Below are 26436 nucleotides of genomic sequence, written 5' to 3' on the forward strand. Positions count from 1 at the left end.
GACAGGCCCTGCTTCTCGCTTGCGGCAGGCCCTACCTCTCGCGCTCGTGGTACATCTTGCGCGTGTGTTCCGTATGGGCGCGCATGACCGCTGTGGCGCGCTGTTCGTCGCGGGCCGCGATGGCCGCTATCAGTTCGCGGTGCTCGGTCCAGGACTGGTGGCCGCGCTGCCGGGCGACCGGTGTGTAGTACCAGCGGACGCGTCGGCCGACCTGGGCGGCCAGTTCGGCGAGGACCGTGTTGCCGGCCAGCTCCATGACCTTGGCATGCAGCCGGGCGTTCATGGCGACCGCGCTGTCGACATCGTCGGCGGCGACCGCCCGCTCGCCCTCCGCGCACAGCTCTTCGAGCGCGGTGATCGCCTCGGAACCCGCGTTGGCGGCGGCGAGCCGGGCGGCCTCGGCCTCCAGGAGCGTACGAACGGTGAGGAGCTGGTCCGCCTCCTCCTCGGTCGGCTCGTGCACGAAAGCGCCCTGGGCGGGCCGCAGATCGACCCAGCCCTCGGTACTGAGACGCTGGAGCGCCTCTCGCACGGGCTGCCGGGACACTCCGAGGTGCCCGGCGAGTTCGCTCTCGACGAGGTGCTGGCCCGGCTTGAGGGCGCGGGTGGTGATGAGTTCGAGCAGCGCCTCGTAGACGCGGTCGCGCAGCGGCCCGGGCCGTTCGAGCTTGGGCACCGCTCCCTGCGGCAGTCCTGTCGACAACATCACGGTCCCTCCTGGGCAGCGCCGTCGCCGCGAGTTGAAAGTCAATTATGAATTGTCTTTCGCCTACAGTCTACGACGCACAAAGGCCAGCAGGTAGGGGAGTTGGGCTCGCCACACAGAGGTCCACGGGGCGTGTGCGACGGACCGAACGAGCAGCTCAGGGTCGCCTCACGGGCAGCGGACGACCTGACCCGCGTACGACAGGTTTCCGCCGAAGCCGAAGAGCAGGACGGGGTCGCCGGTGGAGATCTCTCCCCGCTCGACGAGCTTGGAGAAGGCGAGCGGGATGCTCGCGGCGGACGTGTTCCCCGACTCCGTGACATCACGCGCGACGACGGCGTTGACGGCGCCGATCTTCCCGGCGAGGGGCTCGATGATGCGCAGGTTCGCCTGGTGCAGGACGACTCCGGCGAGGTCCTCGGGGGCCAGACCCGCGCGCTCGCAGGCCTTGCGGGCGATCGGCGGGAGCTGGGTGGTCGCCCAGCGGTAGACGCTCTGCCCCTCCTGCGCGAACCGCGCGGGCGTGCCCTCGATGCGCACGGCGTGCCCCATCTCGGGCACCGAGCCCCACAGCACCGGGCCGATCCCGGGCTCCTTCCCGGCCGGGCAGGCCTCGACGACGGCGGCACCGGCACCGTCCCCGACCAGCACACACGTCGTACGGTCGGTCCAGTCCGTCACGTCGGACATCTTGTCGGCGCCGATGACCAGGGCCCGGGTCGCGGCACCGGCGCGCACGGCGTGGTCGGCGGTCGCGAGGGCGTGGGTGAAGCCCGCGCAGACGACGTTGACGTCCATCGCGGCGGGCGAGGGGATGCCGAGCCGGGCGGCGACCCGGGCTGCCATGTTCGGCGAACGGTCGACCGCCGTGGAGGTGGCGACGAGAACCAGGTCGATGTCGCCCGGGGTCAGGCCCGCTGCAGCGAGCGCCTTGGCAGCGGCGTGCGCGGCCAGCTCGTCGACCGGCTCGTCGGGTCCGGCGATATGACGTGTGCGGATGCCCACCCGGCTCCTGATCCACTCGTCGCTGGTGTCGACCAGGCCCGCCAGATCCTCGTTGGTGAGTACCTTGGCGGGCTGGTAATGGCCGACGGCGGCGATCCGTGAGCCGTTCATGAGTGGTCCCCCTCGTTGCCTTGGGTAGCGGGATCCACCAGTCTGATCAGGTACTCACGGGTACGGCGGCAGGTAAAGCCACAGGAATGGAGCGCCAGGCTTGTCGGCTTCTGTCAGACCGCCTCACCCCGTGAACAGCTGTTTGACCTTGAGTACCAGCTCGTACACGCCGTAGCAGAGCGGCGCGCCCACCCACAGCCAGGCGAAGACGATCAGTGGAATGGGGGTCCCCCCGCTCGAGCGGAGCCGAGAGTGGGGGAGGTCAGGCGGACTCTGGCTGCTGCTGTTCGACATCGGAGGCCTCCCTCGGTGCGGGAATGTGGTGGCGGGTGTGGACGGGTCGTACCAGCTCATTGGCGACGAAGCCGACGGCGAGCAGGCCGATCATGATCAGGAACGAAAGGCCGTAGAGGGACGAGCCGTGCTTGCCTGCCGCCTCCTGGTGGTCCGCGATCCAGTTCACGATCAGCGGGCCGAGCACGCCCGCCGTGGACCAGGCGGTGAGCAGCCGGCCGTGGATCGCGCCGACCTGATAGGCGCCGAAGAGGTCCTTCAAATACGCGGGGATCGTCGCGAAACCACCGCCGTAGAACGAGAGGATCACCAGCGCGCAGAGGATGAACAGCGGCTTCGAGGAGTCGCCGAACCAGGCGATGAGCGCGTACATCAGCGCGCCCACTCCGAGATAGACCCGGTAGATGTTCTTGCGCCCGATCAGGTCGGACGTCGAGGACCAGCCGATACGGCCCGCCATGTTGGCCGCCGACAGCAGCGCGACGAATCCGGCGGCCGCGGAGACGGAGACCGGTGTGGAGGTGTCCGCGAAGAAGTCCGTGATCATCGGGGCGGCCTTCTCCAGGATGCCGATGCCCGCGGTCACGTTCATGCAGAGAACGACCCACAGGCACCAGAACTGCGGGGTGCGCACGGCGTTGCGGGCGGAGACCTGCACCCCCTCCAGCGAACTCGGTCCGGTCGCGACCGGTTTCTCGCCGCGCGGCACCCGCACCAGCAGCACGCCGAGGGACATGAAGACGGCGTACGACAATCCGTGCACGAGGAAGGCGAGCGCGATCCCGGAGGAGTCGGAGCCGAAGGACTTCAGCATCTGGGTGGACCAGGGCGAGGCGATCAGCGCGCCGCCGCCGAAGCCCATGATGGCGATGCCCGTGGCCATGCCGGGCCTGTCGGGGAACCACTTGATCAGGGTGGAGACGGGCGAGATGTAGCCGATGCCGAGGCCGATCCCGCCGACGAATCCGTAGCCGAAGACGATCAGCCAGTACTGCTCGGTGGCGGCGCCGAGCGAGGCGATCAGCAGGCCGGAGGAGAAGCAGATCAAGGCCACGGTCATCGCCCAGCGCGGCCCGTTGCGCTCGACGAGCGTGCCGCCGAACGCGGCGGACAGGCCGAGCATCACGATGCCGAGCTGGAAGGGCAGCGCGCTCTGGGTGCCACTGAGGTCGAGCGCCGATTCGAGCGGCGGCTTGAACACGCTCCAGGCGTAGGCCTGGCCGATGGAGAGATGGATCGACAGAGCGGCCGGCGGGACGAGCCAGCGGCTCCAGCCGGGCGGGGCGACAGGGGGGCTCATGATCCGCACGATAGGAAGCGGTTGTCCGTCTGGGAACCCGCAGGGCAAGAACTGGTCGACCGTATGCGATGAGCGGCAGCCCTGGCGCGACGAACGGTCGTCCGGTGGGTGTTACAGGCCGTCCCGACTCTTGCTGTCGCCCGTTCCATCCTGTAGACAATATTTCGTCGACAAACTTCGAAGTGTTCGACAGTTCCTCGGTACCCTCGACCGAACGGAGCGCCACACAGTGAAAGTCGCAGTTCTGGGCGCCGGTGCGATCGGCGCCTACGTCGGCGCCGCGCTGCACCGCGCAGGCGCCGATGTGCACCTCGTCGCCCGTGGACCGCATCTCGCGGCCATGAGGCAGCACGGAGTCAGAGTTCTCAGCCCACGCGGTGACTTCACCGCGCGGGCCCACGCCACCGACGACCCGGCCCAGATCGGTCCGGTCGACTATGTCTTCCTGGGTCTGAAGGCCAACTCGTACGCGGCGTGCGGGCCGCTGATCGAGCCACTGCTGCACGACACCACGGCGGTGATCGCCGCCCAGAACGGCATCCCCTGGTGGTACTTCCACCGGCACGGCGGCCCCCACGACGGGCACCGTGTCGACAGCGTGGACCGGGACGGCGCGGTCAGTGCGGTGCTCGCGCCCGAGCGGGCCATCGGATGCGTCGTGTACGCCGCGACCGAGCTGGAAGGGCCGGGAGTCGTACGGCATCTCGAAGGCACCCGATTCTCCATCGGCGAGCCCGACCGCTCGATCTCCCCGCGCTGCCGGGCGTTCAGCGAGGCCATGCAGGAGGGCGGGCTCAAGTGCCCGGTCGAGCCGGACCTGCGCAACGACATCTGGCTCAAGCTGCTCGGCAACATCTCCTTCAACCCCATCAGCGCGCTGGCCCGCGCGACGATGCGGCAGATGTGCCTGCATGGCGGCACGCGCAAGGTCATCGAGATCATGATGACCGAGACGCTGGCCGTCGCGGAGGCCCTCGGCTGCGAGGTCGGCGTCTCCATCGAGCGGCGGCTGGCCGGTGCCGAACGCGTCGGCGACCACCGCACCTCCACGCTCCAGGACCTGGAGCGCGGCAAACCGCTCGAACTCGACGTGCTGCTCGCGGCCGTCGTGGAGCTGGCGGAGATCACCGGGGTTCCGGTGCCGACGCTCCGTACCGTCCACGCCATCTCGGACCTGCTCGCGTTGCGGACCGCTGCGTGAGGGAACGCGAAGGGTGCGGAGCGGCGGGACGGTCGCTCTTCGCATACGTGCGGAGCGGGCCGCGAGCCCGCTCCGCACGTGCAGGACAATGGGAGCGTGAAGGTCACCTCGCCGTACGTCGGCCCGGTGACCCACCACGCTCTCCGCAGCAAGGGCCGTTTCGGCCACCAGCACGTACAGAACCGGGACTGATCAGGACATGGGACGAGTCACGGAACGACGCAAGGTGATCCGTATACGGGACGGGGCCGTGAGCACCCGCCCGGACACGCTCGTCGCCGAGGAACCACTGGAGATCCGCCTCAACGGCAAACCCCTCGCGATCACCATGCGCACGCCGGGCGACGACTTCGCGCTCGCCGCGGGCTTCCTGGTCAGCGAAGGGGTGCTGGGCAAGGCCGACGAGCTGCAGAACATCGTGTACTGCGCGGGCGCCACCGTGGACGGCTCCAACACGTACAACATCGTCGACGTGCGGACGGCGCCCGGCGTCGTCATCCCCGACATCACGCTCGAACGCAACGTGTACACGACGTCGTCCTGCGGTCTGTGCGGCAAGGCGAGCCTGGACGCGGTCCGCACGACGGCCCGCTGGACGATCGACGACACGGAGGGCGCCACCGCTCCCCCGGTCCGGCTCGAGCCCGAACTGCTCGCGAGCCTCCCCGACCGGCTGCGGGCGGCGCAGCGGGTCTTCGACCGGACCGGGGGCCTGCACGCGGCGGCGCTGTTCACGGAGGAGGGCGAGCTGGTCGACATACGCGAGGACGTGGGCCGGCACAACGCGGTCGACAAGCTGGTCGGCCGCGCCCTGCAGAACGGCACGCTCCCGCTCTCCCGGACGGTCCTGCTGGTCTCCGGCCGGGCGTCCTTCGAGCTGGCGCAGAAGGCGGTCATGGCGGGCATCCCGGTGCTCGCGGCGGTCTCGGCCCCGTCGTCCCTGGCGGTCGACCTGGCCGCGGAGACGGGCCTGACCCTGGTGGGCTTCCTGCGCGGCGCCTCCATGAACGTGTACGCGGGCGAGCACCGCATCGCCCTGCGGGCCGCGGCCGCCCAGGGCTGACCGGCTCCCCGCGACACGGCGGCGGGGCCCCGAACGGCGGGGAGCGCCCCCTGCGCCGGAGGGGCCCCGCCGCGCCCCTTCCTTTTTGGAGGCCCTTCGCCTCGTAGGTTGCCGTCGCTCAGCCCGTGACGAAGTGCACCTCCGCCGCCGTCACCACCGTGCCCAGGCGCGGGAAGTCGAGGCGGACGGAGGCCTCGTGCTCGGGGGCGGTGAACGCGGACATGGCGTCCTCGACGAAGACGAGGTCGTAGCCGAGGTCTCCTGCGGCGCGGGCGGTGGACTCGACGCCGAGGTTGGTGGCGATCCCGCCGAACACGAGCGTGGTGACGCCGTGTTCGCGCAGCCGCTCGTCGAGGCCGGTGCCCTGGAACCCGCCGATGGTCCGCTTCACGATCTCGATGTCGCCCTCCGCCGCGAGCCCGGCGGCGAGTCCGCTGCCGGGCGGCTGCTCGGCGACTCCGGACCGCTCGACCCGGATGAGGACGACGAGCGCACCCGCCTTCCGGAAGGCCGCCGCCACCTCCTCGGCCGTGGCGAGGACTTCGGTGCCCTTCCGTGGTTCCAGGGGCAGCCCGACGATGCGGTCCATCAGGTCGACGAGCACGAGGGCCGTGCGCGCGGGGTCGAGGGCGAGACGGGGTTCGGCTTCGGGTGCGGTCATGACGGAACGTTAGCTCGCGTCAGCCGTCCGTACCGGAAATCCGGATCAACAAGCCCATGAACTGCTCACGTTCGGCGGCCGAGAGCGGGGCCATCAGGGCGTCGTTCGCCTCGCGGGCCGCCGTTTCGCAGCGCTTGAGCAGACGGGCCCCCTCCTCGGTGATCGACACCGCGTTCTTGCGGCGGTCCTTCGGGTCCGGTTCGCGGACGACCAGACCGGCGCCCTGAAGGTCGTTGAGGACGCCGACCAGGTCCTTGGGGTCGAGCTGGATGCCGCGCCCGAGCTCCGCCTGGGCGACGGGGCCGAGCTCGGAGACGGCGGAGAGCACCACGTGGTGCCACATCTTCAGGCCCTCGGCCGCCAGTGCTTCGGCGACGAGGGCCCGGCCACGGGCGGCGGCCCGGCCGAGCAGCCAGCTGGGGAGGGCGCGGATCGCGGACAGGGGTGCGGACATGCCGCCAGGGTAGCGAATATCCGTTGGACATCCCAACGAATCTCCGGATACCGTTGGGACTCCCAACGACCTGTCCCGGGATCCCTGGAGGTGTGATGCGTCGCGTTCGGTACGAACACGCCGGTGGCCCACTGTTCTTGGAAGACGTTCCCGCGCCCACCGCCGGGCCCGGCGAGCTGCTCGTCCGCACCGAGGCGATCGGCGTGACCCTCCCCGTCGTGCGCAAGGTGACCGAAGCGGCCGAGCCGATCCCGCTCGGCGGCGAGATCGCCGGGGAAGTCGTCGCCGTCGGCCCGGGAGTCACCCGCTTCGGGGTGGGCGACCGCGTCACCGGACTCTGCTTCGGGCACGGGTACGCCGACTACGCGCTCCTGCTCGAAGCCATGGCCGGCCCCGTGCCCGAGAGCGCGAGCGCCGTGAACGCCGTCGCCCTGGTCCGCAGCGGTCTGGTCGCGCTCGGCGCCCTGGAAGCGGCGCGCCCCGTCCCCGGCGAGTCGGCGCTCGTCACGGCGGCGGCCAGTGGCGTCGGCCATCTCGCCGTGCAGCTCGCCCGGCTGCGGGGCGCGTCGCGCGTCGTGGGCGCGGTGTCCGCCCCCGGCAAGGCGGAGTTCGTGCTCGGACTCGGCGCCGACGAGGTGATCACGTACGACACCGACGGGTGGGGCACGCCCGTCGACTACGTCCTCGACGCGGTCGGCGGCGAGCTGCTCACCCCGGCCGTCGCCGCGCTCGCTCCCGGCGGGCGGCTCGTCGCGTACAGCTCGGGCGGCGGGACCGTGCAGGCGTACGACCTGCTGGTGGGCGCCAAGTCGGTGATCGGCTTCCAGATGGCGCGGATCGCACGCGGGGAGCCGGAGTTGTACGAGCGGTGGCGGCAGGAGCTGTGGCGGCTGTTCGTGGACGGGGCGCTGCGGCCGGCCGTGCACGGGGAGTTCGCCTTGGAGGACGCGGCGAAGGCACACCAGGTGATCGAGTCGCGCGGCAATCTCGGCAAGGTGGTACTGCGTCCCTGACAGCGCGACGGCACCGTGACGCTGCGTCTCTGACAGCGCGACGGCACGGCGGGGGCTGCGTCCCTGACAGCGCGACGGCACCGTGACGCTGCGTCTCTGACAGCGCGACGGCACGGCGGGGGCTGCGTCCCTGACAGCGCGACGGCACGGCGGCGCCGCGTCCCTGAGGCCGCCGGTCGTGTCGAGCGACGGCACGGTGGTACATCGTCGCTGACGCTCCGTCACCACCCATCCGGGGTGCCAGGCGTCACGCGCACATCCCCACGCGCCCGGGCTCGTTACTCCCGGTGAGTTCCACCGGGCCACGCCTGCGCGGCCCGTCGTCCGGGTAGGAGGCAGTTACTTGGATGCCGGCACCACCCTGCTCGGCTCGTTACTGGCCTGCGCGGGCGTGCTGGGCGCGGCCGTCGTGGCGTACTTGGGGAAGCGGGGCGAGAACGCCCTGAACGGTTTCTCCAGTCTCACCGACAAGCTGCAGTCCGAGCGCGACCGCCTCGAGCGCCAGGTCGTCGAACGCGACACGCGCATCGACGAGTTGTCCACGCTGCACGCGGCGGACCAGTCGGAGATCGCCCGGCTGCGCCTCGACATCCACCGCCTCGGAGGTGCGCCGTGAACGGGTTCCAGCGGCTGCTCGCCCTGCGCTGGCGCAGCATCTTCCTCGTCTGTGTGCTGATCGCCCTCTCCGGTATCGCGGTGATCCTGTGGGCGCGCATCGACGCCGGGGACCGCAAGGCGGAGGAACTGCGCTCGGAGGCGGACCGGCGCGGCAAGGCGCTGTCCACGCTGGCGCAGGACGTACGCGATCTGCGCGCCCAGGTCGAGGCAGGCGGCGGAACTCCCGCGGCCCCGGACCCCTCCGAGGCCGTGGACGACCTGATCGACCGGGTGCGCGTGCCCGCCGGGGCTCCGGGAGAGCCCGGCGCCAAAGGTGCGCCGGGCGCGGGCGGGAAGACAGGTGCCGCTGGGCAGCGCGGGCCGCGCGGTGAACCAGGTGCCCCGGGACCGTCCGGCTCGCCCGGCCCGTCGGGAGAGCCCGGATCGGACGGCTCCCTGGGACCCATGGGACCTCCCGGCCCCCAGGGCGAGCAGGGTTACCAGGGCCAGCCGGGGTCCTCCGGCCTGTCGGGCACGAGGGGCGACAAGGGGGACGCGGGTGACAAGGGAGATCCCGGCGACCCCGGACCCAAGGGCGACCCCGGACCCACCTGCCCGGACGGCTACACGCTCCAGGTGCCCGCGAACGATCCGGACGCCCTGGTCTGCCGCAAGAGCGGAGCGGTCCCCGCCCCAACTCCCCAGCCCGCGGTTGTACTTCCCCTTCTGCCGCCCCCGCGCCGTCGGCGAGATCGAGGGTGAGCACGACCGGTGCACGCTTCTTGTGGGGCACCTGAGAGCCCAAGTAGCGTCTGTGACGCGAACGTTGGACGTGGGATGTCCAGATGTCCAGATGCATTTCAGACGCATGAAGGGCAGGTCGCACCATGCCGTCAAGTCTCCGCGCACGTCTGAGATCCACCCTGACAGCCGTACTCACCGTCGCCGCGCTGCTCGCGCTGCCGAGCCCGGCAGGGGCCGAACAGGCGGCCCCAACAGGCGAGTTCGAGCAGCAGGTGCTGTTCAAGGCCTCGCAGGATCCCGGCTACGCCTGCTTCCGTATACCGGCCGTCGTGAAGACGACCGAGGGCACGCTGCTGGCGTTCGCCGAGGGGCGTGTCCTCAACTGCGGTGACGCGGCCGACATCGACATCGTGGTCAAGCGCTCCACCGACGGCGGGCGCACCTGGAGCCCCCTCCAGGTCGTCAACGACGGCGGCGGCGACACGCACGGCAACCCGGCGCCCATCGTGGACCGCGAGACGGGCCGCATCGTCCTGGCCGAGACCTACAACCCCGGCCGCACGGACAGCGCGAGCTGCTCCGTCCCCTGCAACCGCACCCCGCACACGCAGTACAGCGACGACGACGGCCTCACCTGGTCGCAGCCGCGCGACCTGAGCGACGAGATCCTGCCGGCCGACTGGAACTCCTGGTACGCCACCGGGCCCGTGCACGGCATCCAGCTGACCCGGGGCAGGCACGCGGGACGCCTCGTCTTCGGCGTCAACAGCGAGACATGGAACGGCAGTCGGGTCACCGCCAACCACGCCGCGCTCATCACCAGCGACGACGGCGGCGACCACTGGGACATCGGCGCGACCGACTCGTGGCCCATCGCGGACGACGGCACCTTCCGCCAGAAACCGTCCGAGATGACGCTCACCGAACGCACCGACGGATCCGTCCTCGTCAGCGGGCGCGAGCAGGACGGCACCGACCTCGGCCACCGCACCCAGGCCGTCAGCCGCGACGGCGGCGACACGTTCGTCACGCCCTTCCGCGACATCCCAGACCTCTACACACCCCAGGTGCAGGGCTCCTCCCTGCGCCTCGGCGACCGGTTGCTGCTGGCCTGCCCGGGCGACCCGGACCGCCGCCGGACCATGATGATCCGCTCCTCCTACGACGGCGGACGCACCTGGGACAGCGTGGACCGGGGCACGGTCGTCACCACGGACTGGTCCGGGTACTCGGACATGGTCCGCGTCGACGGCGACACGGTGGGGCTGATGTACGAGGGCGGCGCGGTCGACGCGCGCGACGAGATCCGCTTCGCCCGGTTCACCGAGCACTGGCTGAAGCCGCGTCGCGGCCCGGACCCGACAACCGCCGACCTCGCTCCGCACGCCAAGCGGGCCGCGGTGCTCGGTGGCGCCGAGGAGACGGAGGGTGTGTTCGGCGGCGCCCTGCAGTTCGACGGCACCGACGACGCCGTACGACTGCCGTACCAGGACCGGCTCCCGCTCGGGACGAAGGACTTCACGGCGTCCCTGTGGTTCCGCTACACCGCAGCCACCGGTGAGCAGCCGCTGCTGTGGATGGGCGGGATCGGTACGACGCAGCCGCAGGTGTGGCTGCGCGGCGAGCCCGCGTCCAACCGGATCACCGGGCTCATCACCACCAGGAACGGCGCTGCGGCCCCGACGACGGCGTCCGTGCGCACCACGGGCGCCTACAACGACGGCCAGTGGCACCATCTGGCGCTGCGCCGGGGCGGCGGGTTGCTCACGCTGTTCGTCGACGGTACGACGGTCGGCACGGCGGACGTGCCCGGATCGGTCAGCCGGAACTCGCCGTTCGGGGTGTACATCGGCCAACGGCTCGACAGCCGGGCGTACTTCACCGGTGCGATCGACGACGTACGGGTCTACGACCGGGCGTTGAGCGACGAAGAGCTGTCCGCGGCGCCCTCCGGGAACGTGACCCGGGACACCGTCCTGTGGCTCCCCATGGACCATGTGAGCGGAGACCACTAACGTCCCGTCCGTGCCCGACGACGCACGAGTACGACGGCAGAACGGGGCCGGGCTCGGCATCCTGCTGGCCCTGGTCTGCGCGGCCGTGCTGCTCACTGCCCTCCCGGACCACCACCGGGAGGGCGGCGGCGCGTGTACGGCCCGTACGGTGAAGACCTGGGCCGCTGACACGAAGCTCACGGGCGAGTTCGCCCGGTACGGCGACGACGCGACGCGCACCGACGACTGGACCGGCGGCGACGGCACCCACTCGGTGCGGCTGCCGGACGGGCGGGTGCTGTGGCTGTTCTCGGACACGTATCTCGGCCAGGTGCACGGGCCGCCGAACCCGGTCGGCGAGTCGTACGCCTGGCGCGACTTCTCGGCGCCACTGGTGCGCAACTCGGCCGTCGTGATGTCCCACGAAGGCCGTCTGCAGACCACGCTGCCCGCCCCCGTCTTCCCGGACCCCGGGCCGAACCAGTGGCGCTGGCCGGTCGCGGCCCGTGTCGAGCCCCGCTCCCCCGGCTCCTCCCAGCAGGTCGTCCGCGTCCTGCTGTGGACCCGTACGACGGGCCAGGCCCCCTGGATCTACGGCGTGCCCACGTCGACCGAGGTCGCCACGCTCTCGCTGCCCGACCTGCGCCTCGAAGGCATCACCACGGTCCTGGACCAGCGTTCCGTCGCGGACGCCTCCCAGCGCGTGCTGTTCGGGACCTCGGCGGTCGACGCGGGCGACTGGACGTACATCTTCGGCGGCGACGACGGACAGGCCGCCTCGCGCCCCACGTCGAAGGCGTACGTCGCGCGCGTGCCGCGCGGCAGGCTCGCCGAACCGGACGCCTGGGAGTACTGGGACGGCTCGCGGTGGACGGTGCGGGCGCGTCCGGCGCCGGTGCTCGGGGACGGCCGGCGCAAGGGCGTGGGCAGCGCGTTCACGGTGGTCCGCGAGGGCGGCACGTACGTCCTGTTCACGATGGCGGCCGGCGCCTCGGGCCTGACGACGGTCACGTCGTACTGGGCGTGCTCGCCGACCGGACCCTGGCGCGGGCCCACCCGCAGCTTCAGTCCGCCGCTGCCCCAGGGAGAGGTGGCGGCGTACAACCCGCAGGTGCACGCCGAACTGAGCGACGGCGACCGGCTCGTGCTGAGCTACGACGTCAACTGGCTGGACGCGACGGGCGCTTCGGCCCAGGCGAACATCAGTCGGAACGTGTCCCTGTACCGACCGCGATTCGTGACTCTGCGACTGGGGGGACCGGGGTCGCAACAGGCTCGGGGTCGCGGGCGCGGCGCTTGGCGATCACCGCGCACACCATGAGCTGCATCTGGTGGAAGAGCATCAGCGGCAGCACGGCCAGCGAGGCGTGCGCGCCGAACAGCACGCTGGCCATGGGGAGTCCGGAGGCGAGCGACTTCTTCGACCCCGCGAACTGGATCGCGATCCGGTCCTCCCGGTCGAAGCACAGAGCCTTCGCGCCGTACCAGGTCAGCGCCAGCATGACGGCCAGCAGCACGGCCTCGACCACGAGGAGTCCGGCCAGCCTGACGGGGCTCACCTGGTGCCAGATGCCCTGCACCATGCCCTCGCTGAACGCGGCGTACACGACGAGGAGTATCGAGCCGCGGTCGACGTATCCGAGAACCTTCTTGTGCCGCGCGATGAACCGGCCGATCCAGCGGCGCAGCACCTGTCCGGCGAGGAACGGCACCAGCAGCTGGAGCACGATCTTGACGAGCGAGTCGGCGGAGAACCCGCCGCCGCTGTTGCCGAGCAGCGCCGCGGCGAGCAGTGGGGTGATGACGATGCCCGCGAGCGAGGAGAAGGAGCCCGCGCAGATCGCGGCGGGCACGTTGCCGCGCGCGATGGAGGTGAAGGCGATCGACGACTGGATGGTCGAGGGGACGAGCGTGAGGAAGAGGAGTCCGGTGTAGAGGTTGTGCGTCAGGAACACCGGCTCCAGTCCGCGAGCGGCCAGGCCGAGCAGCGGGAAGACCACGAAGGTGCAGGCCAGCACGGTGACGTGGAGCCGCCAGTGCTTGAACCCCTCCATCGCCTCGCGGGTGGACAGGCGCGCCCCGTAGAGGAAGAACAGGAAGGCGATCGCGGCCGTGGACGCGCCCGACGCGACGTCGGCGCCCGTACCCCGCGCCGGGAAGAGGGCCGCGAGGCCCACTGTCCCGAGCAACAGCAGGATGTACGGGTCGATCGGCATCCAACTCGGCCACTGCAGGCGTTTCACGGTGCTCCACTGCTCGGTTGTCGTAGGGGGCGACTGGCGTCAGGTCGTGCCCTCTCCATCGTCCTCTTCCGGCCCGCGATCGGGAATCCGTCATACCGCTCTGACTGTTATTGCGTTTCGCGATATCCGCACTACCCTGGGGGCGTGTACGACCCGTCCCAGCTGCGTACGTTCCTGGCGGTGGCGCAGACCCTGAGCTTCACGCAGGCCGCCCGGCGGCTCGGGCTGCGCCAGTCCACGGTCAGCCAGCACGTACGCCGCCTTGAGGACGCCGCAGGACGGCAGCTGTTCTCGCGGGACACCCACTCCGTGGAGCTCACGGAGGACGGCGAGGCGATGCTCGGCTTCGCGCGCCGGATCCTGGAGGTGCACGAGCAGGCGACGTCGTTCTTCACCGGGACGCGGCTGCGGGGCCGGCTCCGCTTCGGCGCGTCGGAGGACTTCGTCCTCACCCGGCTGCCGGAGATCCTGGAGGGGTTCCGGTACGACCATCCCGAGGTGGACCTGGAGCTGACGGTCGAGCTCTCCGGCACGCTGCACGAGCAGCTCGCGGCGGGAAAGCTCGACCTGGTGCTGGCGAAGCGGCGGCCCGAGGATCCCCGTGGCGAGCTCGTGTGGCACGACCGCCTGGTGTGGATCGGCGCGGAGCGCCTGCGCCTCGACGCCGACCGCCCGGTCCCGCTGATCGTCTACCCGCCGCCGGGCATCACCCGCGCCCTCGCCCTCGAAGCCCTGGAACGCCAGGGCCGCCCTTGGCGCATCGCGTGCACCAGCGGCAGCCTGAACGGCCTGATCGCGGCCGCCCGCGCGGGCCTCGGAGTGATGGCCCACTCACGGGGGCTCGTCCCACCCGGGCTGGTCCGGGTCCCCGAGCGAGCGGGGCTGCCGGAGCTCGGGGAGGTCGACTTCGTCCTGGTGCACGGGCGGCGGCGTACGTCCGCGCAGGGAGCGGCGGACGCGCTGGCGGCGGCAATCCTCGGGGGCGGGGAGCGGCTGCACCGGGGCGGCGGCACACCGGCCTCGCGCGGGTGAGCTGCTCCGGCCCAGGGCTTGCCCGCGGTCCAGGGCTTGCCCGGGTATGCGCAGGCTGCCACCGCGTCGCCAGGCGTATTTCACGCTGCTTCCGCGAGCTTGCTCATCCCGCCCTCCGCACAGGGGGACCATTGATGGCTGCCACGTGAGGAAGAGCGACGTTGACGCTCGGTGCGGTGAAGGCTGGACGGGAGTAGAACGTGAGGTCGGCGTCGCCTAGCGGGACGGTCTGGCGTAGGTGAGCTGCTTGATGCGGCGCAGGAAGGGCGTCGTCTCGATGTACTGGACGCCTTCGAGGCTGCCGAGCCGGCCACTGAGGTAGCCGTAGAGACCGGCCGTGTCGCGGGCGACGGCGGTCACGACGATGTTGGAGGGGCCCGCGGTCGCGGAGGCGAACGCGATCTCGTCGTGGGTGGCGAGGGCTTGTCCGACGGAGTGGAGGGCGCCGGGAGCCGTGGTGATCCAGAGGCAGGCGGCGAGTGGGTAGCCGAGGATCTCGGAGTGGTACTCGACGTCGATGTACACGGCTCCGGAGGCGAGCAGCCCGGCGAGGCGGCGCTTGACGGCGGACTCCGAGCCGCCGATGGCCCGTTGCAGCTCCGGGTAGGTGGCACGCCCGTCGCGTTCGAGGGCCGCGACCAGCGGCTCGTCCTCCGGTTCGATCCGGGCGGGGCCGGGGCCCGGGGGGAACTCGGGGCGCAGCGCGGCGAGCTGATCGTCCGTCAGCACGCGGAACTTGCCGAGCCAGCCCGACGGTCCGCCGAAGAAGCGGTACATCAGCTGGTGGGCGCGGATCTCCATGATGCTCGGGGTGCGCGGGAGCTTGCCGAGGAGCAGGTCGTCGTGGTCACCGGGGCTGCGTGGGCGGGTCATGCAGACCACTTCGGTACCGCCCGAGGCGAGCCCGATCCAGGCCGTGTCGGGGCGCTTGGCGAGCGCGTCCGCGATGGTGTCCGCGCTGTCGGGCGCGCAGCGCAGCCGCAGCATCCAGTGGTCCCGGCCGAGCCGTTCGGCGTCGCGGACGGCGACGACGCGCAGCCCGCCCTCGGCGCGCAGCCTGCGATAGCGCCGCGCAATCGTCTGGTCGGAGACACCGAGCACCGCCGCGATCCGGCTGAAGGGTGCGCGGCCGTTCGTCTCCAGCGCGGACAGCAGGTGCAGATCGAGCTTGTCGAAGGTGTGGGATTCCATCTCCATGAGGCCCGTCCCTGTCGGATTCCGTCGATCCGGCGTCCGTGGCCACCGTGATCATCCAGCACGACCCCATCGTACGGAGGCATACGCATCCGTGACACAAGGAGTTGAGGACATGCGTACATGGGGGCCGCTCACGGCGGTGTGCCTGGGCACGTTCATGTTGTTGCTGGACGTGACGATCGGGATCGTCGCGCTGCCGGACATGGCGCGGGCGCTGCACGCGTCGCTGAGTGATCTGCAATGGGTGATCGACGGGTACGCGCTGGCGCTGGCCGCGCTGCTGTTGGGAGTGGGGGCCGCGGCCGACATCCTCGGCCGGCGCCGGGTGCATGTGGCGGGCGTCGCGCTGTTCGCGGTGGCGTCGCTGCTGTGCGGGCTCGCGTCCGGGCCCGGGATGCTGGTGGCCGCGCGCGGGCTGCAAGGCGTGGGCGCGGCGGCGATGTTCGCGACGACACTGCCGCTGCTGGGCTCGGTCTACCACGGGCGGCAGCGGTCGGTGGCGCTCGGGGTGTGGGGCGCGGTCAGCGGGAGCGCGGCGGCGGTCGGGCCGGTGCTCGGCGGGCTGCTCACCGAGGGGCCCGGCTGGCGGTGGATCTTCTTCGTGAACCTGCCGGTGAGCGTGGCGTCGGTGTGGCTGACTTTGCGGGTGGTGCCGGAGTCGCGTGGTCCGCGCGGGATGCAGATCGACTGGGCGGGCACGGCGGCGTTCGCGTGCTTCGCGGGGGCGACGACGTACGGGGTGGTGCGGGCCGGGTCCGACGGCTGGACGTCGGCGGTCACGGCGAGCTCGTTCGGGCTCGCGGCGCCGGCGCTGGTCGCCTTCATCCTCGTCGAGCGGCGTGTCGCCCATCCGCTGCTCGATCTGTCGCTGCTGCGCAAGCCCGCGTTCGTGGGCGTGATGGCGGGCGCGTTCGCCTTCAACGGGGCCGCGTTCGGCGTCATCCCGTATCTCTCGATCTGGATGCAGACGGTGCTGGGCATGAGCCCGGTGCGCGGCGGGCTCACCCTGCTGCCGATGACGGGCGCCTCGGTGGTGGTCGCGATCCTCGCCGGGAAGCTGCTGCACGGGGTTCCGGCGCGGCTGACCATAGGCGGCGGGCTGCTGCTGATCGGCTCGGGCGCGTTCTGCCAGGCCGTGCTGGACGCGGGCACGAGCTGGACGGTCCTGGTGCCGGGCCTGGTGCTGGTGGGGATCGGCACCGGGTTCGTCTCCCCCGCGATCGCGGGCGCCGCGCTGGCCGCCGTACCGCTGGAGCGGGCGGGCATGGCGGGCGGCGCGGTCAACACGGTCCGGCAGCTCGGGTACGCGCTCGGGGTCGCCGCCTTCGGCACGGTACTGACCTCCCGCATGCAGGACACCCTGTCGCACGACGCCGCCCACACGCTGGCGGGCGGTGGCGCCGGGGCGCTGCGGGGCACGCTCTCCGAGCACACCCTGCGTGCGGCGTTCGCGTCGGGGCTCAACACGGCGTCCGTGACCGCGGGTGTGACGGGGATGATCGCCGGTGCGCTGGTACTGGTGTTGGTGCGGACACCGCGTCCCGCGGCCGGCGTGACCGAGGCGCCCGCCGAGAAAGTGACGGCTCCTCGCGGGTAACTCCGGAGGAGAGGGACGCGGTGTCACCGCACGAGGCCGTGCGGGGCGGGCGGACAGGGCCGGACAGGGCCCCACAGGACGCCGGACAGGGGGGCCGGGCCAGGCCCCGCAGGACGGCCGGGACAGGGCCACGCAGGCCCGCGCGGGGCCACACCTGGCCGGAAGCGGATCCTCCACGTCCGGTATCCGACGCACCGCGCACCGTAATCGGGTCGTACAGATTCCGTGGAGATTACGCCACCGAAACTTACGGAACCGTAAGGGATTCTGTCCGGCCCTTCCCCAAGTGCGGGCATTTCCTCGACTGACCAGTGCATATGCCGTACCCCTCGGCGCTCCGACCCCCCTCCCGCCCGGCGGCCCGGTGGGGTAGCTTTCACGGCGCTGTGCGGAGCGCTACAAGGAGCGGGATTGCGCGAGTTCACCAACCCTCCGTTGGCGTCGGCACCGCCGCTGGGCGGCCTGGCCGACGTCGTCTTCGACCATGCCCTCGAAGACCCCCTCCACATCGCCCTCGGCCGCAAGGACGAGCGCGACCAGTGGCGCGATGTGACCGCCGCCGAGTTCCGTGACGAGGTCCTCGCCCTTGCCAAGGGCCTGCTCGCCCAGGGAATCCGGTTCGGCGACCGGGTCGCGATCATGTGCCGTACGCGCTACGAGTGGACGCTCTTCGACTTCGCGTTGTGGACGATCGGTGCCCAGGTCGTGCCCATCTACCCGACCTCCTCCGCCGAGCAGGTCTTCTGGATGCTGCACGACGCGCAGGTGTCGGCGGTCATGGTGGAGCACGAGGACCACTCCATGACCATCGCCACGGTCGTGGACCGGCTGCCGCAGCTGCACAAGCTGTGGCAGCTCGACGTGGGCGCCGTGCAGGAGCTGTACGAGGCGGGCGCGCACATGGACGACGAGGTGGTCCACCGGCACCGGCGCGCGGTCACGCCCGAGTCGATCGCGACGATCATCTACACCTCCGGCACCACGGGGCGCCCCAAGGGCTGTGTCATCTCCCACGCCAACTTCATGTTCGAGGCCGACACGGTCATCGAGCGCTGGGAGCCCGTCTTCCACTCCAAGCGCGGTGACGAGGCGGCCACGCTGCTGTTCCTGCCGCTCGCGCATGTCTTCGGGCGCATGGTGCAGGTCGCCGCGGTCCGCGGGAAGGTCAAGTTCGGGCACCAGCCGCAGCTGAACGCGGCGGCCCTGCTGCCGGACCTGGCCGCGTTCCAGCCGACGTTCTTCCTGGCCGTGCCTTACATCTTCGAGAAGGTCTTCAACGCGGCCCGCCGCAAGGCCGAGAAGGAAGGCAAATCGGGCCCGTTCGAGAAGGCCGTCGAGATCGCCGTGCGCTATGCGGACGCCGTGGAGGCGAAGGCCTGGGGCATCGGACCCGGCCCCTCCGCCGGCCTGCGCGTGCAGCACCAGCTCTTCGACAAGCTCGTCTACTCCAAGGTGCGGGCCGCGATGGGCGGCCGGGTCAAGCACGCGATGTCGGGCGGCTCGGCGATGGACCGGCGGCTCGGGCTGTTCTTCGCGGGCGCGGGCGTCTTCATCTACGAGGGGTACGGGCTCACCGAGTCCACGGCGGCCGCGACCGCCAACCCGCCCGAGCGCACCCGGTTCGGCACCGTCGGCCAGGCGATCCCGGGCACCACCGTGCACATCGCGGACGACGGCGAGATCTGGCTGAGCGGCGGCAACGTCTTCCAGGGGTATCTCAACGACCCCAAGGCCACCGACGCCACCCTGCACGACGGCTGGCTGGCCACCGGTGACCTGGGCTCCCTCGACGAGGACGGCTATCTCACCATCACCGGGCGCAAGAAGGAGATCCTGGTGACCTCCGGCGGCAAGAGCGTCTCGCCGGGCGTCCTGGAGGAGCGGGTGCGCGACCATCCGCTGGTCGCCCAGTGCATCGTCGTCGGCAACGACCGGCCCTACATCGCGGCGCTCGTCACCCTCGACTCCGAGGCCGTCGAGCACTGGCTCCAGATGCGCGGCAAGCCGCAGCTGGCCCCCGCCGAGCTCGTCCGGGACCCCGATCTGGAGACCGAGGTGCGGCGCGCGGTGGTCGCCGCGAACACGCTGGTCTCGCAGGCCGAGTCGATCCGTACGTTCCGGATACTGGCCCACCAGTTCACCGAGGAGCACGGGCTGCTGACGCCTTCGCTGAAGCTGAAGCGGAAGGCGATCGAGAAGGCGTACTCGACCGAGGTGGAGGCGCTGTACGGGGCGTGAGGCGTCCCGGAGCGGGAGGCGCTGCACGGGCGTGAGCCCTCCCGGAACGGGAGGCGCAGCACGGGCATGAGCCCGCCCGGAGAGAGATTCTGACGGTTCATCACTTACTGTCGCGTCAGTTATTGACGACCCGTCAGATGTTGCGCACACTTTCGGTCACTCGACGGAGGGGGACCGACCGTGTCGCGACCGATCCGCACCATCACCGCCGCCGTGGCCGCGCTGCTGCTCGCCACCGCCTGCAACTCGGCTGCCGACGGCGGGAGTTCGGACAAGGCGGGAAGCTCCGTGCGCGGGGTGACCACGGACTCGATCAAGGTCGGCGGCATCGTGTCGATGACCACCGCCACGGGCTACTCGAAGAAGGACACCGACCTCGGCGCGAAGGCCCGTTTCGACCGGGCGAACGCGGAGGGCGGCGTGAACGGCAGGAAGATCGACTACCTCGGCGCCGAGGACGACGGCCAGGACCCGGCCAAGAACCTCGCGGCAGCCCGCAAACTCGTCCAGCAGGACAAGGTGTTCGCGATCGCGCCGATGAGCTCGACGACCTTCTCGGGCGCCGACTTCCTCCAGCAGCAGAAGGTCCCGACCTTCGGCTGGGGCACCTTGCCCTCCTTCTGCGGGCCGACCTACATCTACGGATTCGGCGGCTGCATGGTGCCGATGCCCGGCGGCACCATCTCGCAGACCTGGCCCGAAGGGCTCAAGCAGGTGACGGGCGGCTCGCAGGGCAAGTCCGTGGCGATCCTCGCCAACGACAGCGACGCCGGCACCTTCGCCATCCGCACCTACAAGCAGAGCTTCACCTCGGCGGGCTTCAAGGTGACGTTCGCGAAGTCGTCCGTGCCCGCGGGCGCCGTGCCGAGCGACTGGTCGGCGTACACGAAGGAGATCCTGCGCAGCAACGGCGGCAAGGCGCCGGACGCCGTCGTCTCCGTGATGCAAACCCCGTACAACATCGGCCTGTTCACGGCACTCAAGCGCACCGGATACCACGGCGTGCTCACCGATCCCACCGACTACGACCCGTCGCTGCTCGCCAAGAACGCGACGAAGAAGGCGCTCGACGGGGTGCACATCCTGCTGTCGTTCCAGCCGTTCGAGCAGAACAGCGCGGCGATGAAGCAGTTCAAGGAGGACATCAGGAAGGCGGCCGGGAAGGACGTCCCGTTGAACATGCACATGATGACCGGGTACATGAGCGCCGATCTCTTCCTCGCCATTGCCCAGAAGGCGGGCAAGGACCTGACGGTGGCGTCCTTCCAGAAGGCGGCGGGCGGGTTCTCCGACACGGGCACGATGGTCGGCGACCGCGCCGAGCCCAGCGGGCAGAAGGAGTCGTTCGGCTGTGGGGCGCTCGTCCAGCTCAAGGACGGGAAGTACGTCGTGTCGGCGCCCTTCAAGTGCTACTCGCCCATTCCCTTCAAGTAGCGGCTCTTTGAAGGGGACTTGGGATGTCGGACCTGCTGGGATTCGTGCTGAGCGGACTGGTCTCGGGCGCGCTGTACGCCCTGCTCGCCACCGGACTCGTCCTGTCCTACTCGGCCTCGGGCCTGTTCAACTTCGCGCACGGCGCCACCGCGTATCTGTGCGCGCTCGCCTTCTACGAGCTGCACTCGGGCCTCGGCTGGCCCGCTGTCCCGACGGCCGTCCTGCTGGTGTGCGTCGTGGCGCCCGCGCTGGGCTGGGGTCTGGACCGGCTGATGTTCCGCAAGCTGGCGCGGGTGGGCGAGACCGCTCAAATCGTCGCCACCATCGGGTTGTTGGTGGCGCTGCCGGCCCTCGGGCTCTGGATCGTCGAGCTGCTTGAGGACGCGGGGGTCTCGGTCAAGCCCGCCGAGAACCAGTTCGGGCTTCCCGGGGTCGGGCCGAGTCCGGCGAAGTCGTGGCAGCTGATGGACGGAGTCGGCGTCGACTCCGACCAGTTGATCACCTGGGTGGCGACCGCCGTGGTCGCGATCGGGTTGTGGATCCTGATGCGGCACACGGCGCTGGGGCTCAAACTCCGTGCCGCGGTGGACAATCGGTCCCTCGTGGAGCTGCGCGGGATGAGCGCGGACCGGCTGTCGTCGATCGCGTGGATGCTGTCGTCGGCGCTCGCCGGGCTCGCGGGTGTCCTGGCCACCCCGCTCCTCGGCCTGTCCGCCCACGACTTCACCCTCTTCCTGTTCGTCTCGGCGACGGCCGCGGTCCTCGGCCGCTTCGCCTCGATTCCGCTCGCCTTCGTGGGCGGCCTCGGGCTCGGGGTGCTGCAGAACCTGGTCGCGGGGTACGCCACCTTCGCGGAGCGGATCACCGGGTTCCGTACGGCCGTTCCGTTCCTGATCCTCTTCGCCGGCCTGCTGGTGCTGACCCGACGGCAGCGGACGGCGGGCACGGCGGCCACGGACGCGCCGCCGGTGGACTACTTGGCGCGGCGGTCGTGGGTACGGCGCTGGGGACCGTGGACGGCCGCCGGGCTCCTGCTCGCCCTCGCCTTCTACACGATCACGACGCCCTTCTGGAGCGGCATCCTCGCCCAAGGTCTGGCCCTCTCCCTGGTGTTCGTCTCGTTCACCGTGGTGACGGGGCTCGGCGCGATGGTGTCGCTGGCGCAGGCGACGTTCGTGACGGGCGCGGCGCTGGTGGCGGGCCTGTTGATGAGCCATGGCTGGCCGTTCGTGGCGGCCGCGGCGGTGGGCACCTGCGCGGCGGCCGTGCTGGGCGCCCTGGTGGCGCTTCCGGCGCTGCGGCTCGACGGGCGCACCCTCGCCCTCGCGACCCTCGCGCTGGCCTTCCTCGCGGACCAAGTCCTCTTCCAGATGGGCTGGTTGAGGAACGGCGACACGGGCTGGGCGATCCCGCGCCCGGTCTTCGGGCCGGTGGACCTGGGCGACGACCGCGCGATGGGCGTGGCCATGATCGTGCTCGTCTCGGTCGCCGTGGCGGCGCTCAGCGCGCTGCGCCACTCGCCGTCCGGGCGCGCGATGCTCGCGGTCCGCTCGGCCCCTGCGGCGGCCATGGCATCGGGCGTGTCGGTGCTCCGCACCAAGCTGATGCTCTTCACGCTGTCGGCCGGGCTCGCGGGCTTCGGCGGCGTGATGTACGCGTCGTACAGCACCCGCATCACCGCGACCGACTTCACCGCGATGACCGGGCTGATCTGGCTCGCGGTGGTCGTGGCGGCAGGGGTACACCGTCCGCAGTTCGCCGTGGTCGCGGGGCTCGTCTACGCCGTCGTACCGCATCTGCTGTCGGACTACGTCACCGAGTCCGTCCATCTGCCGGTGGTCCTGTTCGGCCTGGCGGGGCTGGCGCTGGCCAACGACCCGGACGGGTACGCGGCGGCGGTCTCCACCCGACTGCACCGTGGGCGCGCGACGACGACACCGCCTGTGACAGCCGCGGCACCTTCGCCACCCTCCCCCGAAGCGGCCCTCGAACTCCGCGCCCTCCACGCCGGATACGACGGCGCCCCCGTCCTGCACGGCGTCGACCTCGCCGTGCGTCCCGGCCAGATCCTCGCCCTGCTCGGCCCGAACGGCGCCGGAAAGTCCACCACCTGCCGTGTCGCCGCCGGACTCCTGGCACCGCTGACCGGCCAGGTGTACGTCGCCGGGCGCGACGCCACCCGCGAACGGGCCGTCGGCCGGTCGCGCGCGGGGATCGTGCTCGCGCCCGAGGGACGCGGGATCTTCCCCTCCCTCACCGTCGAGGAGAACCTCGCCCTGCACCTGCGCGCGCGGGACGGGCGCGACGCCGTGTACGCGCGCTTTCCCGGCCTCGCGGGGCGCCGCGGCGTCCTCGCCGGTTCGCTGTCCGGCGGCGAGCAGCAGATGCTGGCGCTCGCTCCGCTCCTCCAGCGCCCGCCGAAGGTGCTGATCGTGGACGAGCCGTCGCTCGGTCTCGCCCCGCGCGTGGTCGAAGAGGTGTTCCGGCTGCTGACCGAGCTGAAGGAGGCGGGGACGGCGCTGCTGCTGGTCGAGGAGAAGGCGGCCGAAGTCCTCGGGGTCGCGGACACGGTCGCGTATCTCGCGCAGGGGCGGGTGACGTGGTGCGGTCCGCGCGGCGAGGTGGACGCGGACCGGCTGGCGGAGGCGTACTTGGGGATCGCGGCGGGCGGGTCCGGACAACAGGGGCCGCGGCCCGAAGGGGTGGTGCGGCCATGACCGGCACACCGGTACTCGAAGCCGTCGGCGTCGGTGTCCGCTTCGGCGGCATCCGCGCCCTCGACGGTGTGAACCTCGCCCTGCGCCCCGGCGAGGTGTGCGGGCTCATCGGCCCCAACGGCGCCGGAAAGACCACCCTCTTCGACGCGCTGTCGGGCATCCGCCGCCCCGACGAGGGCCGCATCCTGCTCGACGGCACGGACATCACACGCCGCTCCCCCGTCTGGCGCGCCCGCCACGGCATGCGCCGCACCTTTCAACGGCAGCAGCTGTTCGGCCGGCTCACGGTGGCCGACAACCTCCTCGTGGCCCAGGAATGGCGCGGCGGCGGGGGCGGACTCGCGGCGGATCTGCTGGCGGCGCCGACACGACGGACGTACGAGAAGAGCCGCCGGGAACGCGCGGCGGCCGTCCTGCGCAGCTGCGGACTGGAGGACATCGGCGGCGCGTACGCCGGAGCGCTTCCCGTCGGTCAGGCTCGGATGGTCGAACTGGCGCGGGCGGTCGCGGACCCGCCCAGGGTGTTGTTGCTGGACGAGCCCGCGTCCGGGATGACAGCTGACGAAATTGGTCATCTGTCATCTGTTATCCGTCAATTGACATCTGTCATCCGTTATCTGACAGTTGAAAAAGGTTGCGCCGTCCTCCTCGTCGAGCACAACGTCGCCTTCGTCATGGAACTCTGCTCCCGCGTCGTCGTCCTCGACCTCGGCCACGTGCTCGCCGAGGGCACACCCGCCGAGGTACACGCCGACCCGAGGGTCAGAGACGCGTACCTCGGCGCAGCGCCCACTCAGTGACCGCTAGTTGATGCTCACCTTGAAGATCTTGTCCGAGCCGTCCGCCGCACCTCCGTTGTTGTCGCAGTTGGTGGTCGAGAGCCAGAGCTGGTCTGCGCCGGGGACCTTGGTGACCGTGCGCAGCCGGCCGTAGGTGCCGACGTAGTACGCGGCGGCCGTGCCGACGTTCTCCGTGTCGCCGTTGATGGGGATGCGCCAGAGGCGTTCGCCGCGCAGGGACGCCATGTAGACGTCTCGTCGCCGGAGCCCGTGAAGCCCACCTGGGACCAGTTCACGGTGACCGTCGCGTTGCCGGACGTACCGGTATTGAACAACGCCACCACGTAGTCGCCGCTGTTTTCCTTCTTGCTCCAGACCTGCTTGACACCACTGTTCACAACCCGTTTGGCGGCGACGCCGTCCTGGTCGACGCCGATGAGCCGGTCGTTCGTCAGCATCGCCTTGTCGACGGAGTCGAGGTGGGTGAGATCGGTGCCGAGCAGCAGCGGAGATACCGCCATGGCCCAGCTCTCTTGACCGACTGATCAGTTCGACGGGGTTGGAGCAATACGCGCAGCGCAGGGGACAGCCGTGGGTGAGTTCGGCGAGCAGGGCCCAGGGGGGAGCCGCGATCACTGGAGCCAGCCCTCCTTTCGCAACGTCGAGAGGAATGCGGGGACTTCGTCGGCGACCGGCGCGCCGGGGAACCGTTCGCCCAGCTCGGCGACGATCTCGGGCACCTCACGACTGCCGTCGCAGAGTCGGATGACGCTGCCCGCGGCGCCGCGCAGGACGACGACTCGCTCGGGGAGGAGGAGCAAGTCGGTCTCCCTGACGTAGTCGTGACGGTGCATCACCGACCTGGAGAGGGCGGGGCGCCAGGTCATGACCCGCTCGCCGGGGCGCGCGGCACGTCGGCGTGGGCCACTCCGCCGCCCTGATCCACGCGGTCTCTCTGGTCCACGCGGTCGCCCCGGTCCTCCCGGTCGCTCCGGTCCACGCGGTCACCTCGGTCCTCCCGGCCGCCCCGGTCCTCCCAGCCGCCTCGGTCCACCGCATCCAGCAAGGCCCACAGCACCTCGCACTTGAACGCCAGTGCGGCCACCGCGCGTTCGGGTTGTTCCCTGGTGCGGGCCCAGGCCTGGACGAGTGCGAGGGGCTCCTCGCCGTCCCGTCCGCCCTGGCCGATGCGGGCCCGGAAGTACGTGAGCCCGTCGGCGTCGATCCAGGGATAGTGCCGCTCGAAAGCGGCGATCCTCTTGCGCATCAGCCCGGGTGCCGACAGCTCGGTGAGCGAGGCGGCGACCGCGTCCAGGGCCGGTCGCCGGCGGCAGAAGGTGACGTAACCCTCGACCGCGAACCGCACTCCGGGCAGCACCCGGGACGCGTCCCACAGTGTCGGGCGGTCCAGGCCGGCCGCCTCGCCGAGCCGCAGCCAGCGTTCGATGCCGCCCTCGCAGCCGGCCGTTCCGTCGTGGTCCTGGATCCTGCGCAGCCAGGCGCGGCTGAGCGCGGGCGCGTCGAGCTTGGCGAGGATCAGGGCGTCCTTGACGGGGATGTGGCGCTGGTAGTGGAAGCGGTTGGCGATCCAGCTGCGCAGCTCCTCGCGCGTCAACTCGCCCTGGTGCAGACGGATGTTGAAGGGGTGCCGGTCGTGGTAACGCTCCTCGGCCACGGCGCGCAGCCGCTCGGTGAACTCGGGGGTTCGCCAAGGGGCCGCGGCCCGTCGTCGCGCACGGTTGTCGCGGTCATGGTTCGACCACCGATGGTCTAGCGCTCGCCGAGGGCGTACGCGGTGACCTCCAGGGCGGTCTCGACGACGAGATACCCGGGGGCCTCCCAGACTCTTTCCTCCGATGTTTCCCGAACGGTCGATTGCGTGCGGGAGACCTCGAGAGCCAGCTGTTCGTTCATGTGTGCGTACCCGCTTTCCTGATAGGTGGGGGGTGTGGAGCCCAGACAGGTGTGGTGGGGCCCAAGCAGACGCTGGCGTTCACGTGCGTGCACTGAGTTCACGGGAGCGTTCAGTGACGTGTTACAGAGTTGCGGGGTGACG

Annotated in this window: 25 protein-coding genes and 2 pseudogenes; 14 read left to right on the forward strand and 13 right to left on the reverse strand. The window is 70.9% G+C overall.

Annotated features, from left to right (window positions below):
• Positions 1 to 31: 31 nt before the first annotated feature.
• The 4 genes from ACZ4WS_RS03995 to ACZ4WS_RS04010 form a co-directional block, all read right to left on the reverse strand.
• Positions 32 to 706 carry a GntR family transcriptional regulator gene (locus tag ACZ4WS_RS03995; RefSeq protein ID WP_467976844.1) on the reverse strand — a complete coding sequence of 225 codons (675 nt, stop codon included), beginning with the start codon at positions 704 to 706 and terminating at the stop codon, positions 32 to 34.
• 168 nt (positions 707 to 874) lie between these two features.
• Positions 875 to 1822: a beta-ketoacyl-ACP synthase III gene (locus tag ACZ4WS_RS04000; RefSeq protein WP_467976846.1), complete on the reverse strand. Its 948-nt coding sequence runs from the start codon at positions 1820 to 1822 to the stop codon at positions 875 to 877.
• A 123-nt stretch (positions 1823 to 1945) separates the two neighbouring features.
• Positions 1946 to 2116 carry an MFS transporter small subunit gene (locus ACZ4WS_RS04005; RefSeq protein WP_467976847.1) on the reverse strand — a complete coding sequence of 57 codons (171 nt, stop codon included), beginning with the start codon at positions 2114 to 2116 and terminating at the stop codon, positions 1946 to 1948.
• Positions 2085 to 3416 carry an OFA family MFS transporter gene (locus ACZ4WS_RS04010; RefSeq protein WP_467976849.1) on the reverse strand — a complete coding sequence of 444 codons (1332 nt, stop codon included), beginning with the start codon at positions 3414 to 3416 and terminating at the stop codon, positions 2085 to 2087. The genes ACZ4WS_RS04005 and ACZ4WS_RS04010 overlap by 32 nt, the downstream gene beginning before the upstream one ends.
• A gap of 229 nt (positions 3417 to 3645) precedes the next feature.
• Here ACZ4WS_RS04010 and ACZ4WS_RS04015 point away from each other — a divergent pair, with 229 nt between their 5' ends.
• The 3 genes and pseudogenes from ACZ4WS_RS04015 (at position 3646) to fdhD (ending at position 5680) form a co-directional block, all read left to right on the forward strand.
• Positions 3646 to 4617, forward strand: coding sequence for a 2-dehydropantoate 2-reductase (locus ACZ4WS_RS04015; protein WP_467976850.1), 972 nt, complete (start codon positions 3646 to 3648; stop codon positions 4615 to 4617).
• A gap of 48 nt (positions 4618 to 4665) precedes the next feature.
• Positions 4666 to 4809, forward strand: a pseudogene (locus tag ACZ4WS_RS04020) (2Fe-2S iron-sulfur cluster-binding protein); the annotation flags it as partial.
• 7 nt (positions 4810 to 4816) lie between these two features.
• Entirely contained in the window at positions 4817 to 5680 is an 864-nt protein-coding gene (fdhD, locus tag ACZ4WS_RS04025; RefSeq protein WP_467976851.1) for a formate dehydrogenase accessory sulfurtransferase FdhD, read from the forward strand.
• A gap of 118 nt (positions 5681 to 5798) precedes the next feature.
• Here fdhD and ACZ4WS_RS04030 read toward each other — a convergent pair whose 3' ends face one another.
• The gene (locus ACZ4WS_RS04030; RefSeq protein ID WP_467976853.1) at positions 5799 to 6341 is read right to left on the reverse strand and encodes an isochorismatase family protein; all 543 of its coding nucleotides are present in this window, start codon (positions 6339 to 6341) and stop codon (positions 5799 to 5801) included.
• A 19-nt stretch (positions 6342 to 6360) separates the two neighbouring features.
• Positions 6361 to 6795: a MarR family winged helix-turn-helix transcriptional regulator gene (locus ACZ4WS_RS04035; RefSeq protein ID WP_467976855.1), complete on the reverse strand. Its 435-nt coding sequence runs from the start codon at positions 6793 to 6795 to the stop codon at positions 6361 to 6363.
• 95 nt (positions 6796 to 6890) lie between these two features.
• Here ACZ4WS_RS04035 and ACZ4WS_RS04040 point away from each other — a divergent pair, with 95 nt between their 5' ends.
• From ACZ4WS_RS04040 to ACZ4WS_RS04060, 5 genes are all read left to right on the forward strand, one after another.
• Entirely contained in the window at positions 6891 to 7808 is a 918-nt protein-coding gene (locus tag ACZ4WS_RS04040) for a quinone oxidoreductase family protein (protein ID WP_467976857.1), read from the forward strand.
• Between the two features lie 343 nt (positions 7809 to 8151).
• Positions 8152 to 8424 carry a hypothetical protein gene (locus ACZ4WS_RS04045; protein ID WP_467976859.1) on the forward strand — a complete coding sequence of 91 codons (273 nt, stop codon included), beginning with the start codon at positions 8152 to 8154 and terminating at the stop codon, positions 8422 to 8424.
• On the forward strand, positions 8421 to 9167 hold the full coding sequence (locus ACZ4WS_RS04050; protein WP_467976861.1) for a collagen-like domain-containing protein: 747 nt from the start codon (positions 8421 to 8423) through the stop codon (positions 9165 to 9167). The genes ACZ4WS_RS04045 and ACZ4WS_RS04050 overlap by 4 nt, the downstream gene beginning before the upstream one ends.
• 125 nt (positions 9168 to 9292) lie before the next feature.
• Positions 9293 to 11164, forward strand: a complete 1872-nt coding sequence (locus ACZ4WS_RS04055; protein ID WP_467976862.1) for an exo-alpha-sialidase — start codon at positions 9293 to 9295, stop codon at positions 11162 to 11164.
• Between the two features lie 10 nt (positions 11165 to 11174).
• The gene (locus ACZ4WS_RS04060; protein WP_467976864.1) at positions 11175 to 12464 is read left to right on the forward strand and encodes a DUF4185 domain-containing protein; all 1290 of its coding nucleotides are present in this window, start codon (positions 11175 to 11177) and stop codon (positions 12462 to 12464) included.
• Here the strand turns inward: ACZ4WS_RS04060 and ACZ4WS_RS04065 are convergent.
• Entirely contained in the window at positions 12346 to 13359 is a 1014-nt protein-coding gene (locus ACZ4WS_RS04065; protein WP_467977184.1) for a bile acid:sodium symporter family protein, read from the reverse strand. The genes ACZ4WS_RS04060 and ACZ4WS_RS04065 overlap by 119 nt on opposite strands.
• Positions 13360 to 13530: 171 nt before the next feature.
• Between ACZ4WS_RS04065 and ACZ4WS_RS04070 the strand changes: the two genes are divergently transcribed.
• Positions 13531 to 14418: a LysR substrate-binding domain-containing protein gene (locus ACZ4WS_RS04070; RefSeq protein ID WP_467976865.1), complete on the forward strand. Its 888-nt coding sequence runs from the start codon at positions 13531 to 13533 to the stop codon at positions 14416 to 14418.
• 216 nt (positions 14419 to 14634) lie between these two features.
• Here ACZ4WS_RS04070 and ACZ4WS_RS04075 read toward each other — a convergent pair whose 3' ends face one another.
• A complete protein-coding gene (locus ACZ4WS_RS04075; protein WP_467976867.1) occupies positions 14635 to 15615 on the reverse strand; it encodes an Lrp/AsnC family transcriptional regulator in 981 nt (326 codons plus the stop codon).
• A gap of 112 nt (positions 15616 to 15727) precedes the next feature.
• Between ACZ4WS_RS04075 and ACZ4WS_RS04080 the strand changes: the two genes are divergently transcribed.
• The 5 genes from ACZ4WS_RS04080 (at position 15728) to ACZ4WS_RS04100 (ending at position 24401) form a co-directional block, all read left to right on the forward strand.
• Complete coding sequence (locus ACZ4WS_RS04080; protein ID WP_467976869.1) at positions 15728 to 17212, forward strand: MFS transporter; 1485 nt, start codon at positions 15728 to 15730, stop codon at positions 17210 to 17212.
• A gap of 411 nt (positions 17213 to 17623) precedes the next feature.
• Positions 17624 to 19450, forward strand: coding sequence for an AMP-dependent synthetase/ligase (locus tag ACZ4WS_RS04085; RefSeq protein WP_467976870.1), 1827 nt, complete (start codon positions 17624 to 17626; stop codon positions 19448 to 19450).
• A 180-nt stretch (positions 19451 to 19630) separates the two neighbouring features.
• Positions 19631 to 20884 (forward strand): ABC transporter substrate-binding protein, encoded by a 1254-nt coding sequence (locus ACZ4WS_RS04090; protein WP_467976872.1) that lies wholly within the window; start codon positions 19631 to 19633, stop codon positions 20882 to 20884.
• Between the two features lie 23 nt (positions 20885 to 20907).
• Entirely contained in the window at positions 20908 to 23601 is a 2694-nt protein-coding gene (locus tag ACZ4WS_RS04095) for an ABC transporter permease subunit (protein WP_467976874.1), read from the forward strand.
• Entirely contained in the window at positions 23598 to 24401 is an 804-nt protein-coding gene (locus ACZ4WS_RS04100) for an ABC transporter ATP-binding protein (RefSeq protein ID WP_467976875.1), read from the forward strand. Before ACZ4WS_RS04095 ends, ACZ4WS_RS04100 begins: the two co-directional genes overlap by 4 nt.
• A gap of 3 nt (positions 24402 to 24404) precedes the next feature.
• Here the strand turns inward: ACZ4WS_RS04100 and ACZ4WS_RS04105 are convergent, their stop codons facing one another.
• The 5 genes and pseudogenes from ACZ4WS_RS04105 to ACZ4WS_RS04125 all read right to left on the reverse strand — a co-directional run bounded on the left by ACZ4WS_RS04105 (position 24405) and on the right by ACZ4WS_RS04125 (position 26294).
• On the reverse strand, positions 24405 to 24626 hold the full coding sequence (locus ACZ4WS_RS04105; RefSeq protein WP_467977205.1) for a hypothetical protein: 222 nt from the start codon (positions 24624 to 24626) through the stop codon (positions 24405 to 24407).
• 29 nt (positions 24627 to 24655) lie between these two features.
• Positions 24656 to 24901, reverse strand: a pseudogene (locus ACZ4WS_RS04110) (alpha-galactosidase); the annotation flags it as partial.
• Positions 24902 to 25012: 111 nt separating this feature from the next.
• Entirely contained in the window at positions 25013 to 25267 is a 255-nt protein-coding gene (gene pqqD / locus ACZ4WS_RS04115) for a pyrroloquinoline quinone biosynthesis peptide chaperone PqqD (protein WP_467976877.1), read from the reverse strand.
• The gene (gene pqqC, locus ACZ4WS_RS04120) at positions 25264 to 26064 is read right to left on the reverse strand and encodes a pyrroloquinoline-quinone synthase PqqC (RefSeq protein ID WP_467977186.1); all 801 of its coding nucleotides are present in this window, start codon (positions 26062 to 26064) and stop codon (positions 25264 to 25266) included. Before pqqC ends, pqqD begins: the two co-directional genes overlap by 4 nt.
• Positions 26065 to 26150: 86 nt before the next feature.
• A complete protein-coding gene (locus tag ACZ4WS_RS04125; protein ID WP_467976878.1) occupies positions 26151 to 26294 on the reverse strand; it encodes a pyrroloquinoline quinone precursor peptide PqqA in 144 nt (47 codons plus the stop codon).
• Between the last annotated feature and the right edge of the window lie 142 nt (positions 26295 to 26436).

The sequence above is a fragment of the Streptomyces sp. NPDC029292 genome (assembly GCF_055569295.1).

Bases quoted from the DNA above. Each gene is read 5' to 3' on its own strand.
- ACZ4WS_RS04065 (WP_467977184.1), bottom strand. From the start codon at position 13,359: ATGCCGATCGACCCGTACATCCTGCTGTTGCTCGGGACAGTGGGCCTC.
- ACZ4WS_RS04100 (WP_467976875.1), top strand. From the start codon at position 23,598: ATGACCGGCACACCGGTACTCGAAGCCGTCGGCGTCGGTGTCCGCTTC.
- ACZ4WS_RS04125 (WP_467976878.1), bottom strand. From the start codon at position 26,294: ATGAACGAACAGCTGGCTCTCGAGGTCTCCCGCACGCAATCGACCGTT.
- ACZ4WS_RS03995 (WP_467976844.1), bottom strand. From the start codon at position 706: ATGTTGTCGACAGGACTGCCGCAGGGAGCGGTGCCCAAGCTCGAACGG.
- ACZ4WS_RS04095 (WP_467976874.1), top strand. From the start codon at position 20,908: ATGTCGGACCTGCTGGGATTCGTGCTGAGCGGACTGGTCTCGGGCGCG.
- ACZ4WS_RS04055 (WP_467976862.1), top strand. From the start codon at position 9,293: ATGCCGTCAAGTCTCCGCGCACGTCTGAGATCCACCCTGACAGCCGTA.
- ACZ4WS_RS04040 (WP_467976857.1), top strand. From the start codon at position 6,891: ATGCGTCGCGTTCGGTACGAACACGCCGGTGGCCCACTGTTCTTGGAA.
- pqqD (WP_467976877.1), bottom strand. From the start codon at position 25,267: ATGACCTGGCGCCCCGCCCTCTCCAGGTCGGTGATGCACCGTCACGAC.
- ACZ4WS_RS04075 (WP_467976867.1), bottom strand. From the start codon at position 15,615: ATGGAGATGGAATCCCACACCTTCGACAAGCTCGATCTGCACCTGCTG.
- ACZ4WS_RS04105 (WP_467977205.1), bottom strand. From the start codon at position 24,626: ATGGCGTCCCTGCGCGGCGAACGCCTCTGGCGCATCCCCATCAACGGC.
- ACZ4WS_RS04010 (WP_467976849.1), bottom strand. From the start codon at position 3,416: ATGAGCCCCCCTGTCGCCCCGCCCGGCTGGAGCCGCTGGCTCGTCCCG.
- ACZ4WS_RS04005 (WP_467976847.1), bottom strand. From the start codon at position 2,116: ATGTCGAACAGCAGCAGCCAGAGTCCGCCTGACCTCCCCCACTCTCGG.
- fdhD (WP_467976851.1), top strand. From the start codon at position 4,817: ATGGGACGAGTCACGGAACGACGCAAGGTGATCCGTATACGGGACGGG.
- ACZ4WS_RS04035 (WP_467976855.1), bottom strand. From the start codon at position 6,795: ATGTCCGCACCCCTGTCCGCGATCCGCGCCCTCCCCAGCTGGCTGCTC.
- ACZ4WS_RS04000 (WP_467976846.1), bottom strand. From the start codon at position 1,822: ATGAACGGCTCACGGATCGCCGCCGTCGGCCATTACCAGCCCGCCAAG.
- ACZ4WS_RS04080 (WP_467976869.1), top strand. From the start codon at position 15,728: ATGCGTACATGGGGGCCGCTCACGGCGGTGTGCCTGGGCACGTTCATG.
- ACZ4WS_RS04030 (WP_467976853.1), bottom strand. From the start codon at position 6,341: ATGACCGCACCCGAAGCCGAACCCCGTCTCGCCCTCGACCCCGCGCGC.